This is a genomic window from Pseudomonas sp. IT-347P, assembly GCF_949768005.1.
Taxonomy (GTDB): domain Bacteria; phylum Pseudomonadota; class Gammaproteobacteria; order Pseudomonadales; family Pseudomonadaceae; genus Aquipseudomonas.
On sequence record NZ_CATKPQ010000011.1, the window covers coordinates 598,231 to 616,382 of the forward strand.

Sequence of the window (18,152 nt, forward strand, 5' to 3'; positions counted from 1 at the left end):
CCTCTTTCAGGTTATTGCGCAGTGGCTGGTGCCAAAAAAGCGGCTTCCAGCAACTGCTGTGTATACGGATGTTGGGGGGCGGCAAAAATTTCTTGCGCATCTCCCTGTTCGACCACTTGGCCATGCTTGACCACCATCAACTGGTGGCTCAGCGCTTTGACGACAGCCAGGTCATGGCTGATGAACAAATACGTCAGGTTGTACTTGGCTTGCAGTGAACGCAACAGCTCCACCACTTGCCGCTGCACCGTCCGGTCGAGCGCCGACGTCGGCTCGTCCAGCAGGATCAGCGCCGGTTTCAGCACCAAAGCCCGGGCAATGGCGATTCGTTGCCGTTGCCCACCGGAAAATTCGTGGGGGTAGCGGTGCCGGGTTTCCGGATCCAGACCTACCTCCTTCAATGCCGCAATAATCGCCGCCTCTTGCTCCTCGGCGGTGCCCATCTTGTGAATCCGCAAGCCTTCGCCAACGATGTCACTGACACACATGCGTGGGCTCAGGCTGCCAAACGGGTCCTGAAACACCACCTGCATTTCCCGACGCAACGGGCGAACCTCGTTCTGCGTCAGGCAGTCTAGCTGCTTGCCCTCAAAGCGGATCGCGCCTTTGCTGCCAATCAGCCGCAAAATCGCCAGACCCAGCGTGGACTTGCCGGAACCGCTTTCGCCTACAATCCCCAGGGTCTGACCCTGCGGCAGGCTGAAATTGATGCCGTCCACTGCCCTGACGTGATCCACCGTGCGTTTGAGCAGACCTTTCTTGATCGGGAACCAGACTTTCAGGTCCTCGACTTCCAGCAGCGGCGCGCCGATTTTATTGCTCGCCGGGCCGCCGCTGGGCTCCGCGCCGAGCAATTCCCGAGTGTACGGATGCTGCGGCGAACGGAACAGCTCTGCGCACGATGCCTGTTCGACGATGCAACCGCGCTGCATGACACATACGCGATGCGCAATTCTTCGCACCAGGTTCAAATCGTGACTGATCAGTAACAGCGACATGCCCAATCTGGCCTGAAGTTCCTTGAGCAAATCGAGGATTTTCAGCTGAACGGTCACGTCCAGAGCGGTGGTCGGCTCGTCGGCAATCAGCAGTTCCGGTTCGTTGGCCAGGGCCATGGCGATCATCACGCGCTGGCGCTGGCCGCCGGACAGTTCGTGGGGCAGGGCCTTGAGGCGCTTGTGCGGCTCGGGGATGCCGACCATCTCCAGCAGCTCCAGCGTGCGTTGGGTCGCGACTTTGCCGGTCAGGCCCTTGTGAATGCCGAGCACTTCGTTGATCTGCTTCTCGATGGAATGCAGCGGATTCAGCGAAGTCATCGGCTCCTGGAAGATCATCGCGATGCGGTTACCGCGAATGTGGCGGATGGTTTTTTCGCTGAGGCCCAGCAGGTTTTGCCCGGCATAGTTGATGCTGCCGGCCGGATGGCGCGCCATCGGGTAGGGCAGCAGGCGCAGGATCGAGTGCGCGGTCACCGATTTGCCCGAGCCGGATTCGCCGACCAGCGCCAGGGTTTCGCCACGCTTGATGTCGAAACTCACACCTTCGACGACCCGGTGCACGCGCTCGCCGAAACCGAATTCGACGGCGAGGTCGCGCACTTCGATCAGATTGTCCTGATTCATTTCACTTCCTCGGGTCGAAGGCATCGCGAGCGGACTCGCCGATAAACACCAGCAAACTCAACATCAACGCCAGCACGGCAAAGGCACTCATGCCCAGCCACGGCGCTTGCAGGTTGGATTTACCCTGGGCGACCAGTTCACCCAGCGACGGACTGCCGGCCGGCAGGCCGAAACCAAGGAAGTCCAGTGCGGTGAGGGTGCCGATGGCGCCAGTGAGGATGAACGGCATGAAGGTCATGGTCGAGACCATCGCGTTGGGCAGGATGTGGCGAAACATGATCGCGCCGTTCTGCATGCCCAGCGCCCGTGCCGCACGCACGTATTCGAGGTTGCGCCCACGGAGGAATTCGGCGCGCACCACATCGACCAGGCTCATCCACGAGAACAGCAGCATGATGCCCAGCAGCCACCAAAAGTTCGGCTGGACGAAACTGGCGAGGATGATCAACAGGTACAGCACCGGCAGCCCTGACCAGATCTCGAGAAAGCGCTGCCCGGCCAGATCGACCCAGCCGCCATAAAAGCCCTGCAAAGCACCGGCAATCACGCCGATGATCGAACTCAACACGGTCAGCGTCAGCGCGAACAGCACCGAAATCCGGAAGCCGTAAATCACCCGCGCCAGCACATCGCGACCCTGATCGTCGGTGCCGAGCAGATTGTCCGCCGACGGTGGCGCCGGGGCCGGGACTTTCAGGTCGTAGTTGATGCTCTGGTAGCTGTAGGGGATCGGCGCCCACAGCACCCATGCGTCCTTGGCTTTGAGCAGTTCGCGGATGTACGGGCTCTTGTAGTTGGCTTCCAGCGGGAATTCACCGCCGAAGGTGGTTTCCGGGTAACGCTTGATCGCCGGGAAGTACCAGTGGTTGTCGTAATGCACCACCAACGGCTTGTCGTTGGCGATCAGCTCGGCGCCGAGGCTCAGGCCAAACAGAATCAAAAACAGCCACAGCGACCACCAGCCACGCTTGTTGGCCTTGAACAGTTCGAAGCGGCGGCGGTTGAGAGGGGACAGGTTCATCTCAATGCTCCCGGCTTTCGAAGTCGATACGCGGATCGACCAGGGTGTAAGTGAGGTCGCCGATCAGTTTCACCACCAGCCCCAGCAGGGTGAAGATGAACAGGGTGCCGAACACCACCGGGTAATCGCGGTTGATCGCCGCCTCGAAACTCATCAGGCCGAGACCGTCGAGGGAGAAGATCACTTCCACCAGCAGCGAACCGGTGAAGAAAATGCCGATGAACGCCGACGGAAACCCGGCAATCACCAGCAGCATGGCGTTGCGGAACACGTGGCCGTAGAGCACGCGGTGGCGGGTCAGGCCTTTGGCCTTGGCGGTGACCACGTACTGTTTGTTGATCTCGTCGAGGAAGCTGTTTTTGGTCAGCAGGGTCATGGTCGCGAAGTTGCCGATCACCAGCGCCGTCACGGGCAGCGCCAGGTGCCAGAAGTAATCGAGGATCTTGCCGCCGAAACTCAGTTCATCGAAGTTGTTCGAGGTCAGTCCGCGTAACGGGAACCAGTCGAGATAACTGCCGCCGGCGAACACCACGATCAGCAGGATCGCAAACAGGAATGCCGGGATTGCGTAGCCGACGATGATCGCCGAACTGGTCCAGACGTCGAAGTGGCTGCCGTGCCGTGTGGCCTTGGCGATCCCCAGCGGGATCGACACCAGGTACATGATCAGCGTGCTCCACAGCCCCAGCGAGATCGACACCGGCATCTTTTCCTTGATCAGGTCGATGACCTTGGCGTCGCGGAAGAAACTGTCGCCGAAATCCAGCTGCGCGTAGTTCTTGACCATGATCCACAGACGTTCCGGGGCCGACTTGTCGAACCCGTACATGTGCTCGATTTCCTTGATCAGCGCCGGGTCCAGGCCCTGCGCGCCGCGATAGGACGAGCCGGCCACCGACACCTCGGCGCCGCCGCCGGCAATCCGGCTGGTGGCGCCTTCGAAGCCTTCGAGCTTGGCGATCATCTGTTCCACCGGGCCACCGGGCGCGGCCTGGATGATCACGAAGTTGATCAGCAGGATGCCGAACAAGGTCGGGATGATCAGCAGCAGTCGCCGAAAAATATACGCCAGCATCTGATTACTCCGTGCCCACAGGGTCGGCTTGCAGTTTGGTTTCGACTTCTATCGCCGGTTTTGCGTCGGGCTTGACCCACCAGGTGTTAATCCCGATGTCGTACTTGGGCGAGACTTTCGGGTGACCGATGTGGTTCCAGTAGGCCACGCGCCAGGTCTTGATGTGCCAGTTGGGCACCACGTAGAACCCCCATTGCAGCACGCGATCCAGCGCGCGGGCGTGGGCCACCAGGCTTTTGCGTGAGTCGGCGTTGATCAGGTTCTCGACCAGTTGATCGACAATCGGATCCTTCAGGCCGATGGTGTTGCGGCTGCTCGGTTTGTCGGCAGCGGCGCTCATCCAGAATTCGCGCTGTTCGTTACCCGGCGAGTTCGACTGCGGGAAGCTGCCAACCATCATGTCGAAGTCCCGCGAACGCACGCGGTTGATGTACTGCGAGACGTCGACACGGCGGATAACCAGATCGATGCCGAGGTCGCTGAGGTTGCGCTTGAACGGCAGCAGCACGCGTTCGAACTCGGTCTGCGCCAGCAGGAACTCGATCACCACCGGTTTGCCGGTGGCGTCGACCATTTTGTCGTCGACGATCTTCCAGCCAGCCTCTTGCAGCAATTGATAAGCCTCGCGCTGCTGGGTACGGATCATGCCGCTGGCGTCGGTCTTCGGATTTTCGAAGGCTTCGCTGAACACCTGCGCCGGCAGTTTGCTGCGGAACGGCTCGAGGATCGCCACTTGATCGGCATCAGGCAGGCCGGTGGCGGCCATTTCCGAGTTCTCGAAATAGCTGCGGGTGCGGAAATAGGCACTGTTGAACAGCTGTTTGTTGGTCCACTCGAAGTCGAACAGCAGACCCAGCGCCTGACGCACCCGCACATCCTGAAACACCGGACGGCGCAGATTGAAGACGAAGCCCTGCATGCCGGTCGGGTTGCTGTTGGCGATCTGTTCCTTGATCAAGCGGCCTTCGGTGACCGCCGGGATGTTGTAAGCATTGGCCCAGTTCTTTGCGGTCATCTCCAGCCAGTAATCGAACTGCCCGGCTTTCAGCGCTTCAAGGGCCACGGTGTTGTCGCGGTAGTAATCGGTGGTCATCGTGTCGAAGTTATAGAAACCACGGTTGACCGGCAGGTCCTTGCCCCAGTAATCCTTGACCCGTTCGTAACGCACCGAGCGCCCGGCCTTCACTTCGGCGACCTTGTACGGGCCGCTGCCCAGCGGAATTTCCAGGTTGCCCTTGTTGAAATCGCGATCGGCCCACCAGTGTTTTGGCAGCACCGGCAGCTGGCCGAGGATCAGCGGCAGTTCGCGGTTGTTGCTGTGCTTGAACTTGAACAGCACTTTCAGCGGATCTTCGGCGATGACTTCGGAAACGTCGCTGTAGTAGCCGCGAAACATCGGCGAGCCTTCCTTTGTCAGCGTGTTGAAGCTGAACACCACATCGTCGGCGCGTACCGGGTGACCGTCGTGAAAGCGCGCTTCGGGGCGCAGGTAGAACCGCACCCAGCTGTTGTCCGGGGCTCTTTCGATCTGCCGGGCGATCAGGCCATATTCGGTGAAGGGTTCGTCGAGACTGTGCTTGGTCAGGGTGTCGTAGATCTGCCCGACGTCATCGGCCGGCACGCCTTTGCTGATAAACGGATTGAGGCTGTCGAAGCCGCCGAAACCGGCCTGACGGAAGATGCCACCCTTGGGCGCATCGGGGTTCACGTAGTCGAAATGCTTGAAATCGGCCGGGTATTTTGGCGGCTCGTTGTACAGCGTCACGGCGTGTTGCGGAGCGGCGAAGGCCAGCCCGGCGAACAGCAAACCGCTGGCCTGGACGAGCAGGGCGCGGATCGGTTTCATTGATCTTTCTCCGAAGACTTCAGCCACCACGCGCTCAGACCCAGGGTGTAGGGCGGCGTGGTGACGAAGGCCAACCGGTTGCGGTAGGCCAGACGGTGATAATTGAGGTACCAGTTGGGAATGCTGTAGTGCTGCCAGAGCAGCACGCGGTCGAGCGCCTTGCCGGCGGCGACCTGCTCGTCGCGGGTGCGCGCGGCGAGCAATTGTTCGAGCAGGTGATCGACCACCGGGTTGGCGATGCCTGCGTAATTCTTGCTGCCCTTGACGTTCACCTGACTGGAGTGGAAGTACTGCCACTGTTCCAGACCCGGGCTGAGGGTCTGACCGAGCGTCATCGAGATCATGTCGAAATCAAATTGATCGAGACGCTGTTTGTACTGCGCCCGATCCACGGTGCGCAGGCGCGCGTCGATGCCAATGCTTTGGAGGTTCTCGATGTAGGGCTGGTAGAGGCGCTCGAGGTTCGGATTGACCAGCAGCAGTTCGAACCGCAGCGGTTGGCCGTCGGCGTTTTGCAGACGCTGACCGTTGAGCTTCCAGCCGGCTTCGGCGAGCAATGTCAATGCCTTGCGCATGGTTTCCCGGGGAATGCCGCGACCGTCGGTTTTTGGCAGGGTGAACGGCTCGGTGAACAGTTTGGCCGGCAATTGATCCTTGTACGGCTTGAGCATCAGCCATTCACGCCCGACCGGCAGGCCGGAGGTAGTGAATTCACTGTTGGGGTAGTAACTGGTTGTGCGTTTGTAGGCATCGCTGAACAGCGCGCGGTTGGTCCACTCGAAGTCGAACATCAGGCCCAGCGCTTCGCGGGTTTTCACATCCGCGAACGTCGCGCGGCGGGTGTTCATGAACAGGCCCTGAGTCTGGGTCGGGATCTGATGCGGGATCTGTGCCTTGATCACCTCGCCACGGCGCACGGCGGGGAAGTTGTAGCCGTTGGCCCAATTCTTCGCTTGATGCTCGATGTAGATGTCGAACTCGCCAGCCTTGAACGCTTCAAAGGCCACGTCGCTGTCGCGGTAGAACTCGACTTCCATGCGATCGAAGTTGTACTTGCCGCGATTGACCGGCAAGTCCTTGCCCCAGTAATCCTTGACCCGTTCGAAGATCAACTGCCGGCCCGGCGTCACCGAGGTGATGCGATACGGCCCGCTGCCCAGCGGCGGTTCGAAGGTGGTGGCCTTGAAGTCGCGGTCTTTCCAGTAATGCTGCGGCAGCACCGGCAATTCGCCGAGGCGCAGGATCAACAGCGGATTGCCGGAGCGCTTGAGCACGAAGCGAATGCGCTGTTTGTTGAGAATGTCGACCCGCAGCACTTCCTGCAATGCGGTGCGGTACAGCGGATGACCGTCCTTGAGCAGTGTTCGATAGGAGAACGCCACGTCATAAGCGGTGATCGGTGTGCCATCGTGGAAGCGCGCTTCGGGACGCAGATTGAAGACAACCCAGCTGCGATCTTCGCTGTACTCCACCGATTGCGCGATCAAGCCGTAGCTGGACGCGGGCTCGTCGCCGGACGGCGAGTACTGGCCGGTACCGACCATCAACGGCTCGTTCAGCTCATTGATGCCGTACTGGAGGAAATTCGCTGTGGTGACCGGGCTGGTGCCCTTGAACGTGTACGGGTTGACCGTATCGAAGGTGCCGAACGCCATCACCCGCAACGTACCGCCCTTGGGCGCTTGCGGGTTGACCCAATCGAAGTGGGTAAATCTGGCCGGGTACTTGAGCGTGCCGAATTGCGCATAACCGTGACTTTCGGTAATCGTCGCGCTTGCGGTTGAGCTCAAGGCCAGGCTGATCAGGAGCAGGAGGAGGGCACGCTTCAACTCAGATTCGATCCAGGCGGCTTGGGCTTTGTGGGCCGTACAGTAACAGCTTGTCTGGACAGGAAAAAGATGCGGGTTAATGCGCGGTTAATCGTTTGCGCGAAGAGCCCCTCACCCTAACCCTCTCCCAAGGGGAGAGGGGACTGACCGAGTTGTTTCTTCGAGCTACGCCGACCTGAACTGTCGAGTCGAACTCACGTTTTGAAAAGCCCCTCACCCTAACCCTCTCCCGGAGGGAGAGGGGACTGACTGTGGTGATTGGGGGAGATACGCCGACCTGAAATACCGAGCCGGACTCACGTTTTGAAAAGCCCCCGGTCGGCTCCCTTTCCCCCTCGCCCCCTTGTGGGGAGAGGGCTGGGGTGAGGGGGGATGGATCTAAAGCACACCCCAAAAACCTGATCCAGAAAAAAGCCCCTGAAATTTCAGAGGCTCTTTCAATCAATGCGGCTGATAAACCGTGAGCATCTGCCCCGGTTTCAACGCCTTGCCCGCACCCGGATTCCAGCGCTTGAGGTGCTGCATCTCAACGTTGAAACGCTTGGCCACCACGTACAACGTGTCGCCGCGCTTGACCTTGTACTGGGTCTGCTGCTGGCTGTCGTCCTTGCCTTTGCTCTTGCTGTTGGCCGCAACCACTGTGTTGACGCGCCCGGACTTGCGAGCCGGCGCACGCTTGGTGTTGTCCTGCATCACCAGAGTCTGGCCGACCTTGAGGTTTTTGCCGGTCAGCTTGTTCCAGCGCTGCAGATCTTTCACTTCGACCTTGTTGGCCTTGGCGATGGAACCGAGGTTGTCGCCACGCTTCACGCGATAGGCGCGCTTGAGCTGCGCCACTTCCGAGGGATCGGCGCCTTCAAACACCGGTTTCAACGAGCGCGGGCTGATCAGTTCGTCAGGCCGCATGGTCTGCAGGCTGGCGGTCAGCAACTGCGCCTTCGAGGTTGGCACCAGCAGATGCTGAGGGCCGTCGATGGTGGTGCGTTGCTTGAAGGCCGGGTTGAGCTGGAACAGTTCGTCTTCATCGATGTTGGCAACCGCTGCGACCTTGGACAGATCCATGCGCTGGTTGATTTCGACGACCTGGAAGTACGGTTCGTTGGCGATCGGATTGAGGTTCACGCCGTAGGCTTCCGGCGCCAGCACCACTTGCGACAACGCCAGCAGCTTCGGCACGTAGGCCTGGGTTTCCGCTGGCAGCGGCAGGTTCCAGTAGTCGGTTGGCAGACCGAGCTTTTCGTTACGCTCGATGGCGCGGCTTACGGTGCCTTCGCCAGCATTGTAGGCCGCGAGGGCCAGCAGCCAGTCACCGTTGAACATGTCGTGCAGGCGGGTCAGGTAGTCCATCGCTGCCGTGGTCGAGGCGGTGATATCGCGACGGCCATCATAGAAGCGCGTCTGGCGCAGATTGAAGTAACGCCCGGTGGACGGGATGAATTGCCACAGCCCCACCGCATCGGCCCGGGAATAGGCCATCGGGTTGTAGGCGCTTTCAATCACTGGCAGCAAGGCCAGTTCCAGCGGCATGTTGCGTTCTTCGAGGCGTTCGACGATGTAGTGAATATAGAGACTGCCGCGTTCGCCGGCGTTCTCGAGGAAAGAGGGATTGCTGGCGAACCACAGGCGCTGTTGCTCGATGCGCGGGTTGACGCCGAGGCCTTCCTGCAGCTGAAAGCCCTGGCGCATGCGTTCCCAGATGTCCTGGGGAACCTGTGGGCTGGGCTTTTCGGTCAGCCAGATCGGCTTCTGCTTGGCTCGCGCAGCAATGTTCGGCGTATGGGTCGCTTCAGTCTGCGGAGCATGGCTGGAACAGCCCGCCAGCGTGGCGGACACAGCCACCGCGATGGCTTGCGCCAGGCGGGTCAATGCGTCTGAATTGACGGACTTACGTATGGATGACGACATTGGCTGGAAGTAAGTTCCGGGCAAAAATGTCGGGCGATTCTAGAAAGCGCACCCCCTGCGGTCAACCATTCAGAATTTTTGTACCCGATGGCGGGGGGCTTAGAACTTATCTTTCCACGCCCGCAGCGCCGCAAATACCTCACTCGGCGCCCGGTTTTGAGCGCCTGCCCGTTCGTCCACTTTTTGTGTAACTAATGTTTCAGTGGTGCGTAAAAAGGGATTGGTGAGCTTTTCCAGGGCCAAGGTCGAGGGCAGGGTCATCACACCGTTTTGCCGTTGTTGAGTAACTTTTTCCAGACGGGCGGCAATGTCGGGGTTGCCCGGCTCGACGGCGGCGGCAAACTTGAGGTTGCTCAGGGTGTATTCATGGGTGCAGTACACCAGCGTATCTTCAGGCAACGCGGCGAGGCGGCTGAGCGAGTGGTGCATTTGCTCCGGCGTGCCTTCGAACAAACGACCGCAACCGGCAGCGAACAGGGTGTCGCCGCAGAACAGCAGGCCATGGTGGTAATAGGCAATGTGGCCCAAGGTGTGACCGGGCACCGCATAGACGTCGAAATCCCAGCCGAGCACGCTGACCGAGTCGTTGTCCTTGAGCGCCACATCGCGCGCCGGGATGCTTTCGCTGGCCGGACCGTAAACCCTGGCACCGGTCGCCGCTTTCAGGCGTTCGACGCCGCCGACGTGATCATGGTGATGGTGGGTGATCAGGATATCGCTCAGCACCCAGCCTGGATGGGCGGCGAGCCATGCCTGCACTGGCGCGGCATCGCCAGGGTCGACCACCGCGCAGCGCTGGGTGCGGTGATCCTGTAACAACCAGATGTAGTTGTCGGTGAACGCGGGCAGGGCACTGATCTGTATCATCGTCGGAATTCGCCAAGCGGAAAACATTGGCGCATCTTAGTAGTTCCTGGCGCTTTGGAGAATGCGATGAGTGATAAAGCGTTCGCACAGGCTGATCCTGACTGGCTGGCCCTGATCGGTGCAGCTCGTGAATGGTTGTCCGGCCCGCTCGGGCAATTTCTGCTCGATGAAGAGCGGCGCATGCTCGAAGACGAGTTGGGCCGTTTCTTTGGCGGTTATCTGGTGCATTACGGGCCTTCGGCCGAAACCCCGCCGGCGGCGCCGCAGGTGCAGCGCAACGTGCGTCTGGGGGCACCGTTGCCCGGCGTCGAGATTGTCTGCGAAGAACAGGCGTGGCCGCTGAGCGAGCATGCCGCTGACGTGGTGGTGATGCAGCACGGTCTGGATTTCTGCCTGTCGCCCCACGGTTTGCTGCGTGAAGCGGCGAGCAGCGTGCGCCCCGGCGGACATTTGCTGATCATTGGTATCAACCCCTGGAGTACCTGGGGCCTGCGCCATGTGTTCGCCCACGACGCCTTGCGCCAGGCGCGCTGCATCTCGCCATCGCGGGTCGCTGACTGGCTCAATCTGCTGGGCTTTGCGCTGGAGAAACGCCGCTTCGGGTGCTATCGTCCGCCGCTCGCGTCACCCAAGTGGCAGGCCCGTCTGGCCGGCTGGGAACGCAAGGCCGGTGATTGGCAACTGGCGGGTGGCGGCTTCTATTTATTGGTCGCGCGCAAGATCGTGGTCGGGTTGCGGCCGCTGCGTCAGGAGCGTCGCGAGCCGATGGGCAAGCTGATTCCGCTGCCGATGGCCAAGGTCAACCGCCGCCGCATCGAACCGTAAACCTTCTTTTTATTCGTGGCCGGGTTTTCCCCGGCCTCGGTCATTGTCGATCCGTGATCGGCAAGACAGGCATTTTTCTGGATAGAGTGGCATGAGCGAAAGCGTTGAAAGCGTCGACACCGTAGAGCTGTTCACCGACGGTGCCTGCAAGGGCAACCCCGGCCCCGGCGGTTGGGGCGCCTTGCTGGTGTGCAAGGGCGTCGAAAAGGAACTGTGGGGCGGCGAAGCCAATACCACCAACAACCGTATGGAACTGCTGGGCGCCATTCGCGGCCTCGAAGCCTTGAAGCGCCCGTGTGAAGTGCTACTGGTGACCGACTCGCAATACGTGATGAAGGGCATCAATGAGTGGATGGCCAACTGGAAGAAGCGCGGCTGGAAAACCGCCGCGAAAGAGCCGGTGAAGAACGCTGATCTATGGAAAGAGCTGGACGAACAAGTCAACCGCCACAAGGTCACCTGGAAATGGGTGCGTGGGCATATCGGCCATCACGGTAACGAGCGAGCGGACCAGTTGGCTAACCGTGGGGTGGACGAAGTACGCGGTTACAAGCAGACCTGATTTCGCTTCTCAACCGTGGTGCGGCCATTCGCGAGCAAGCTCGCTCCCACACTGGATCGTGTTCACAACACAAATCCACTGTGGGAGCGAGCTTGCTCGCGAATGGGACGCCACGGTCCACCTGAAACACCCCCGACGAGCGTGTTAACATCCGCGTTTTTTGCAAGATCGACCCGCTGAGAGCTGAACACTGATGGCCACCAGATCCGTTGTACTCGATACCGAAACCACCGGCATGCCGGTGACCGATGGTCACCGGATCATTGAAATCGGTTGCGTCGAACTGATCGGCCGACGCCTGACGGGCCGGCACTTTCACGTTTACCTGCAACCGGATCGCGAGAGTGATGAAGGCGCCATCGGCGTTCACGGCATCACCAACGAATTCCTCGTCGGCAAGCCGCGCTTTGCCGAAGTCGCCGATGAGTTCTTCGAGTTCATCAAAGGCGCGCAGCTGATCATCCACAACGCGGCGTTCGACGTTGGCTTCATCAACAACGAATTCGCCCTGATGGGTCAGCACGATCGCGCTGACATCACGCAACACTGCAGCATCCTCGACACCCTGATGATGGCCCGGGAACGTCACCCCGGGCAGCGCAACAGCCTCGATGCGTTGTGCAAGCGTTATGGCGTCGACAACTCCGGCCGTGAACTGCACGGCGCCTTGCTCGACTCGGAGATTCTTGCCGACGTTTACCTGACCATGACTGGCGGCCAGACAAGCCTGTCGCTGGCCGGCAATGCGTCTGACGGTAATGGCACGGGCGAGGGCGCGGACAACTCGGCGACCGAGATTCGCCGGTTGCCGGCGGAACGTCAGCCGGCGCGGATCATTCGTGCGACGGAAGAAGAACTGGCGGCGCACCTGGCGCGGCTGGAAATCATTGCCAAGTCTGCCGGTGGCCCGGCGTTGTGGACGCAGATTGCCGAGGCTGACGCTCAAGCCTGAAAGATCAAAAGATCGCAGCCTTCGGCAACTCCTGCAGGGATCGCATTCCAATGCAGCTGCCGCACGCTGCGATCTTCTGCTTCTGGCGGCATGAAGCCAACTGGCCACCCTCGCCACTTTCGTTGCAACCCTCTACCCTGAGTGCATTGGCAGATTCAAACCTGCCGCCTCAGGACACTGAGCCTCATGTACAAAGATTTGAAGTTCCCGGTGTTGATCGTCCATCGCGACATCAAGGCCGACACGGTTGCGGCGCGCGGCGACGTCGAGGCGGTGCCTATCGATGAACTGGAAAGACGCGTCGCCGCGTTGAGGCTGGTGCCGTATCCGCCGGGGATACCGCTGTTCATGCCCGGCGAGCGCTTTACCGAATCGACGCGCTCGATCATTGATTACCTGAAATTTGCTCGCACGTTCGATAGCAGCTTCCCCGGTTTTGTTGCGGATGTGCATGGATTGCAGCACGAAGATGAAGGCAATGGGCGGCAATGCACCGTCGATTGCGTCAAGGAATGAGGACTTTTCCCAGTATGCAACCGGTCATGAATCCGAAATACCCAGGGCTGTCGGTGCGTGTCGCCGATGAAGGCTTTGCGCCGTATATCTGGGGCAGCGACTTCAGTTTCGAAGTCGCTGCCTATGGCGCCGCCGTGATCGGCCAGCCTGTCGAGCGATGGCGGGTGACACCGATCGTGCCGTACCGCAAGTGCTATGGCATCGACCCGGAGGAGTTCAGCGCTTTTCACAACGCACCGGACAGCGCGATTTTCATGGCCTACCTGGATGACGAGCCGGTCGGGCATCTGGTGATCAGCACCAACTGGAACGGCTTCGCCCATATTGATGAGCTGGCGGTGCATGCGCCGGCCCGGCGCCATGGCGTGGCCAAGGCGTTGCTCGATGTTGCGCAGTTCTGGAGCCGCAAGAAAAAGCTGCCGGGGATCATGCTCGAAACCCAGAACAACAACCTCGGCGCCTGTCGGCTGTATGAGCGTTGCGGCTATGTCATTGGCGGTATCGACCAGTTGCGCTATCGCGGCATTGATCCGAACACGGCCGAAGTGGCGCTGTTCTGGTATCGATTGTTCGATAATCCACTGGAAAATCCCTTCAGTTCGCCAGCATCGCCCCGGCTTGTTCCGTGATGATCGTCAATAGCGTCTGCACTGCCGATGAGGGTGCGGCGTGCTTGAATGTCAGGGCGTAAAGGCTGATCGGCACGGCTGGCGACAACGGGCAGACATCCAGTCCGGCGGCACGCGCGCCCAGCGCCGTGAACGGGTCGACGATGGCCAGGCCTTCACCGGCCTCGACCATGCTGCGCATCATCTGATGGGTTTGCACGCGGGTCTGGATGCTCGGCGCCGGGCGCAAGGCCTGGAGTTTGTTTTCCAGTGCCGGGCTCAGCGGGTCCTGGCCCTCGAGACCGAGCATGGCCTGACCGGCCAGATCCTGCAGGGAAATGTATTTCTGTTTCGGTTGCAGCCAGCCATGGGGCGCGAGCAGTTGCAGCTTGCCCTGGGCCAGTGGCCGGCACTCGATGTCGGGGTGTTCGGGGTCGTGCAGGCTCAAGCCGAGATCGCTTTCGCGCAACAACAGGCTGCGGACGATGTCGCGGGTCGGCGCGCTGAGCAGACTGCACGGCGCATCGGGCAGGCGTCGGCGCAGGGCGGCTAGGCTTTGTGGCAGTAATTGCTGCGCCAGCGGCGGGGTGCCGATGATGCGCAAAGGTGGGGCGAGGTATTGCTTGAGACTGCTGGCCAGGCGCTGCACCGGCTCCAGCGCTTCATAGACATGCGCGATTTCGACCTGCAACGCCCGCGCTTCGGGCGTCGATTGCAGACGCCCACGCACGCTGGCGAACAGCATGAACCCCAACTGACTCTCGGCTTCGCGCAAACGCTCTTCGACCTCGGTCACCGGCAACTGCAGCCATTCGGCGGCAGTGCCCAGGTGACCGGTCTGCAAGAGCGCCTGAATCACTTCGATATGACGTAAACGCATGCGTGAAGTCCATGTTCAGCAGGTGGGGTCAGTGGCTGAATCCTACCCCAAGTCTGCGCATATGACTTCTGCTCATAACGGCCGGTTATGAAGCGACGGTTGGCTCAGGCTCGCGGATCAGGGTGATGCCTGACTGAACCAGAAGAAACTCGCTCTCACTGACCTTGTTGACGCGATCGCCAATGGCCAGTCTGTAAATCGGCTCCGAGCCAGTGGAACCGTCTGCCGACGGGTTGGATTCCTGGAACTCATGCACGGAATAAACGCGGCCTTCCGCATCTCTTGCATGGAACTGACCGACGAGTACTGCTGCCATCTGCTTAGAACCTCTGGAGATAAAACGCTTGATTTGCGGCTTGGTAGACCGCCATCAAGGCCTGTAAGTTTTCCTACAGGAAAAAAATAATCAGCGCGCAGGATTTTCCATCGCGTGCTGGTGGAATCGTCACCGGATCATTTATAACTACTGGCTCCTCCCACGGATCATCGAGAGTCTTCCATGAGTAATGTCTACAACGTCGCTGTAGTGGTCGGTAGCCTGCGCAAAGCATCGATCAATCGCAAAGTCGCCCTGGCACTGGCAGAGCTGGCCCCGGCGAATCTCAAGCTGGAGATTGTCGAAATTGGCGATCTGCCACTGTATAACGAAGACATCGACGGTGATTCCCCGCCAGCAGCCTACAGCACTTTCCGGCAAAAAGTGGGTTCTTCCGACGCGGTGCTGTTTGTCACGCCCGAGTACAACCGCTCGGTGCCGGCGCCACTGAAGAATGCCATCGACGTGGGGTCGCGGCCTTATGGCAAGGCTGTCTGGAGCGGCAAACCGGGGGCCGTGATCAGCGTATCGCCGGGTGCCATCGGTGGTTTTGGCGCCAATCAGCATCTGCGCCAGTCGTTCGTGTTTCTCGATGTGCCGTGCATGCAGCAGCCGGAAGCGTATCTGGGCGGCGCGGGTTCGGCGTTCGATGAGGCCGGTAAATTGAGCGAATCGGTGAAACCGTTTCTGCAAAAATTCATCGATGCTTACGGGCAATTCGTAGAACAACACAAGAAGTAACTTCACCCAAAAAACAAATGTGGGAGCGGGCTTGCTCGCGAAAGCGGTGTGTCAGGTACTGACTTGTCAACTGACACACCGCTTTCGCGAGCAAGCCCGCTCCCACATTTTTGGATCTTCACTCATTTCATTTAAGGCTGTTGCGGATGCTCGCTGCGTCACTGATTTTTCTGCTGACCATTACCCTTGTCATCTGGCAACCCAAAGGCCTCGGCGTCGGCTGGAGTGCGACACTTGGCGCCGTGCTCGCGCTGATCTTCGGTGTTGTGCACCTCAGCGACATCCCGCTGGTCTGGCAGATCATCTGGAACGCCACCGGCACCTTTGTCGCCCTGATCATCATCAGCCTGTTGCTCGACGAAGCCGGGTTCTTCAACTGGGCCGCGCTGCACGTGGCGCGTTGGGGGCGGGGCAATGGGCGCAAACTGTTTGCCTTCATGGTGCTGCTCGGTGCGCTGGTGTCCGCGTTGTTTGCCAATGACGGCGCGGCGCTGATCCTCACCCCGATCGTGATTTCGATGTTGCTGGCACTGCGCTTTTCTCCGGCGGCGACCCTGGCGTTCGTCATGGGCGCGGGTTTTATTGCGGACACGGCGAGCCTGCCGCTGGTGGTGTCGAACCTGGTCAACATCGTCTCGGCGGACTTCTTTCACATTGGCTTCAACCGCTACGCAGCGGTGATGGTGCCGGTCAACTTCGTCAGCGTGGCGGCGACCCTGGGCATGTTGCTGTGGTTCTTTCGCCGGGACATTCCGGCGGCGTACGACCCTGAACAACTGGCGCACCCGGAAACCGCGATTCACGATAAGGCCACGTTCTACGCCGGTTGGGCAGTGCTGGTGATTCTGCTGATCGGCTGTTTTGCGCTGGAGCCGCTGGGCATTCCGATCAGTGCGATTTCCGCCGTGTGCGCCGCGCTATTGCTGGGCATCGCCGCCCGGGGCCACAAGATTTCCACGCGCAAAGTGATGAAAGAAGCGCCGTGGCAGATCGTGATTTTCTCGTTGGGCATGTATCTGGTGGTGTATGGCCTGCGCAATGCCGGACTCACCGGGTATCTGGCCGGTTGGCTGGATGTCTTTGCCGGTCATGGCGTTTGGGGCGCGGCCATGGGCACCGGTGTGCTGACTGCGTTGCTGTCATCGATCATGAACAACTTGCCGACGGTGTTGATTGGCTTGCTGTCGATTGATGCCAGTCAGGCCAGCGGCGTGGTCAAGGAGGCGATGATTTATGCCAACGTGATTGGCAGTGACCTGGGGCCGAAAATCACGCCGATTGGCAGCCTGGCGACTTTGTTATGGCTGCATGTGCTGGAGCGCAAGGGGATCCACATTGGCTGGGGCTATTACTTCCGGGTCGGGATCGTGTTGACGGTGCCGGTGTTGTTGGTGACGTTGGCGGCTTTGGCGGTGCGGCTTTCCCTCTAGACCGAGGTGACCCTATCGCGAGCAGGCTCACTCCTACAGGGGAACGCATTCCAATGCAGGAGTGAGCCTGCTCGCGATGGGGGCGGTACAAACGCCACGAAAATCTCAGGCCTGGCCCGGCACATTCGGCCAAAGATCCGACACCAGGAACAACCGTTCTGCCTCTTCCCATTCCCCTTGTGAATTCTCGAGCAGGCGCACCATTAACTGTGCCGGAGCCAGGGGTTCCAGATCGTCCAGCCATGTCTGCAGATGTTCAAGGCTCCACGTCTGATCCGCCGGATAATGCGCCGGCGCCAGCCAGGCATGGCGGGGCAGGGGTTGCCAGCGTCCAGGCGGGCGTTGCGCGAAAAACGCCGGCCAATCCTTCTGATGCAACCAGCTACCACGCAAATGCTGCGGATGCGCGCCGCTCGGTGCTTCAGCCGGCCCGGGCCACGGGTACAGCAAATAGCCACCGAGCCACAGCTGCGCGCTGAATACCTCGATATCCAGTGCCGCCAGCACTTCGCGACTCTCCGGGCGCGCCGAGATCGGCAATTGATGCTCGGCCAGATGTGCCAGTTTGCGATCCAGGCGATCATGACAACCCGGCCCCAGCCACTGCGCCGGATCACGGCCGTCGCCATTTTGCGGGCCGAGGTAAAGCTTGATCGCCAGTTCCAGGTGATGCACGCCGTCGCGGTCGCGCAGCAGCATGTCCAGTTCGCCGAGCGTATGCCCCTCACGGCGGATCGGCAGGTTGGCGGCGATCAGCTCAATGCCCGGCGCATGCTCCACGGCAAACTGCCACAGCCGTTCGTAATACAGGCCCAGACGCCGTGTTCGCGCCTGCGACAGCCAATGCAGCAGGCCATAACTGTCGCGGTCGAGCTGGCGCAACCAGTGCTCCAGTCGCTGCGGGTCATGCACCCAATCACTGCCGGCCAACGGATGACGCTGCGGCCATGGCGTGGTGGCGAGCATCGGCGGGGCGAGAATCACCCACGCCAGATCCCGCACTTCCGGGTGGCGTAATTGGTGGGGCAACTGCAGCAAGTCGGGAAACAGGATCATCTTGCGAGCATAGCCTGAAACACGAGCACACCCTTGAGGCTGAAAGGATTTTGTCTAACCGGCGCTTTCGCCCATAATCGTGGTTTTCGCGTTTCCGATTG

At 60.3% G+C, this 18,152-nt stretch carries 16 protein-coding genes and 1 pseudogene; 7 read left to right on the plus strand and 10 right to left on the minus strand.

Going from position 1 to position 18,152, the window contains the following annotated elements:
• Positions 1 to 11: 11 nt before the first annotated feature.
• The 7 genes from ACM6IV_RS06750 to gloB form a co-directional block, all read right to left on the minus strand.
• On the minus strand, positions 12 to 1,622 hold the full coding sequence (locus ACM6IV_RS06750) for an ABC transporter ATP-binding protein (RefSeq protein ID WP_414869261.1): 1,611 nt from the start codon (positions 1,620 to 1,622) through the stop codon (positions 12 to 14).
• Position 1,623: 1 nt separating this feature from the next.
• On the minus strand, positions 1,624 to 2,643 hold the full coding sequence (locus ACM6IV_RS06755) for an ABC transporter permease (RefSeq protein WP_007965317.1): 1,020 nt from the start codon (positions 2,641 to 2,643) through the stop codon (positions 1,624 to 1,626).
• 1 nt (position 2,644) lies between these two features.
• Positions 2,645 to 3,718 (minus strand): microcin C ABC transporter permease YejB, encoded by a 1,074-nt coding sequence (locus ACM6IV_RS06760; RefSeq protein ID WP_007910584.1) that lies wholly within the window; start codon positions 3,716 to 3,718, stop codon positions 2,645 to 2,647.
• A gap of 4 nt (positions 3,719 to 3,722) precedes the next feature.
• Positions 3,723 to 5,564: an extracellular solute-binding protein gene (locus tag ACM6IV_RS06765; protein ID WP_414869262.1), complete on the minus strand. Its 1,842-nt coding sequence runs from the start codon at positions 5,562 to 5,564 to the stop codon at positions 3,723 to 3,725.
• Positions 5,561 to 7,393 carry an extracellular solute-binding protein gene (locus ACM6IV_RS06770; RefSeq protein WP_414869263.1) on the minus strand — a complete coding sequence of 611 codons (1,833 nt, stop codon included), beginning with the start codon at positions 7,391 to 7,393 and terminating at the stop codon, positions 5,561 to 5,563. The genes ACM6IV_RS06765 and ACM6IV_RS06770 overlap by 4 nt, the downstream gene beginning before the upstream one ends.
• Positions 7,394 to 7,834: 441 nt before the next feature.
• Positions 7,835 to 9,298, minus strand: a complete 1,464-nt coding sequence (locus ACM6IV_RS06775; protein ID WP_414869264.1) for a transglycosylase SLT domain-containing protein — start codon at positions 9,296 to 9,298, stop codon at positions 7,835 to 7,837.
• Between the two features lie 99 nt (positions 9,299 to 9,397).
• Positions 9,398 to 10,165 carry a hydroxyacylglutathione hydrolase gene (gloB, locus tag ACM6IV_RS06780; protein ID WP_414869265.1) on the minus strand — a complete coding sequence of 256 codons (768 nt, stop codon included), beginning with the start codon at positions 10,163 to 10,165 and terminating at the stop codon, positions 9,398 to 9,400.
• A gap of 66 nt (positions 10,166 to 10,231) precedes the next feature.
• On the opposite strand from gloB, the gene ACM6IV_RS06785 reads away from it, so the two are divergent.
• The 5 genes and pseudogenes from ACM6IV_RS06785 to ACM6IV_RS06805 all read left to right on the plus strand — a co-directional run bounded on the left by ACM6IV_RS06785 (position 10,232) and on the right by ACM6IV_RS06805 (position 13,649).
• Positions 10,232 to 10,990 (plus strand): class I SAM-dependent methyltransferase, encoded by a 759-nt coding sequence (locus ACM6IV_RS06785; RefSeq protein WP_414869266.1) that lies wholly within the window; start codon positions 10,232 to 10,234, stop codon positions 10,988 to 10,990.
• Positions 10,991 to 11,081: 91 nt separating this feature from the next.
• Complete coding sequence (gene rnhA, locus ACM6IV_RS06790; protein ID WP_064390484.1) at positions 11,082 to 11,552, plus strand: ribonuclease HI; 471 nt, start codon at positions 11,082 to 11,084, stop codon at positions 11,550 to 11,552.
• Positions 11,553 to 11,745: 193 nt separating this feature from the next.
• Positions 11,746 to 12,504, plus strand: a complete 759-nt coding sequence (dnaQ, locus tag ACM6IV_RS06795; protein ID WP_414869267.1) for a DNA polymerase III subunit epsilon — start codon at positions 11,746 to 11,748, stop codon at positions 12,502 to 12,504.
• A gap of 171 nt (positions 12,505 to 12,675) precedes the next feature.
• A pseudogene (locus ACM6IV_RS06800) lies at positions 12,676 to 13,020 on the plus strand (lysine decarboxylase); the annotation flags it as partial.
• Positions 13,021 to 13,034: 14 nt separating this feature from the next.
• Positions 13,035 to 13,649: a GNAT family N-acetyltransferase gene (locus ACM6IV_RS06805; protein ID WP_414869268.1), complete on the plus strand. Its 615-nt coding sequence runs from the start codon at positions 13,035 to 13,037 to the stop codon at positions 13,647 to 13,649.
• Here the strand turns inward: ACM6IV_RS06805 and ACM6IV_RS06810 are convergent.
• Complete coding sequence (locus ACM6IV_RS06810; RefSeq protein ID WP_414869269.1) at positions 13,615 to 14,508, minus strand: LysR family transcriptional regulator; 894 nt, start codon at positions 14,506 to 14,508, stop codon at positions 13,615 to 13,617. The two genes, ACM6IV_RS06805 and ACM6IV_RS06810, sit on opposite strands and share 35 nt — an antisense overlap.
• Positions 14,509 to 14,593: 85 nt before the next feature.
• Positions 14,594 to 14,824, minus strand: coding sequence for a hypothetical protein (locus ACM6IV_RS06815; protein ID WP_414869270.1), 231 nt, complete (start codon positions 14,822 to 14,824; stop codon positions 14,594 to 14,596).
• Between the two features lie 183 nt (positions 14,825 to 15,007).
• Between ACM6IV_RS06815 and ACM6IV_RS06820 the strand changes: the two genes are divergently transcribed.
• Together ACM6IV_RS06820 and ACM6IV_RS06825 are read left to right on the plus strand one after the other, a co-directional pair.
• Positions 15,008 to 15,565 (plus strand): NADPH-dependent FMN reductase, encoded by a 558-nt coding sequence (locus ACM6IV_RS06820; protein WP_414869271.1) that lies wholly within the window; start codon positions 15,008 to 15,010, stop codon positions 15,563 to 15,565.
• 146 nt (positions 15,566 to 15,711) lie between these two features.
• Positions 15,712 to 16,995: an arsenic transporter gene (locus tag ACM6IV_RS06825; RefSeq protein WP_414869272.1), complete on the plus strand. Its 1,284-nt coding sequence runs from the start codon at positions 15,712 to 15,714 to the stop codon at positions 16,993 to 16,995.
• Between the two features lie 105 nt (positions 16,996 to 17,100).
• On the opposite strand, the gene ACM6IV_RS06830 is transcribed toward ACM6IV_RS06825, so the two are convergent.
• The gene (locus ACM6IV_RS06830) at positions 17,101 to 18,051 is read right to left on the minus strand and encodes a DUF1853 family protein (protein ID WP_414869273.1); all 951 of its coding nucleotides are present in this window, start codon (positions 18,049 to 18,051) and stop codon (positions 17,101 to 17,103) included.
• Between the last annotated feature and the right edge of the window lie 101 nt (positions 18,052 to 18,152).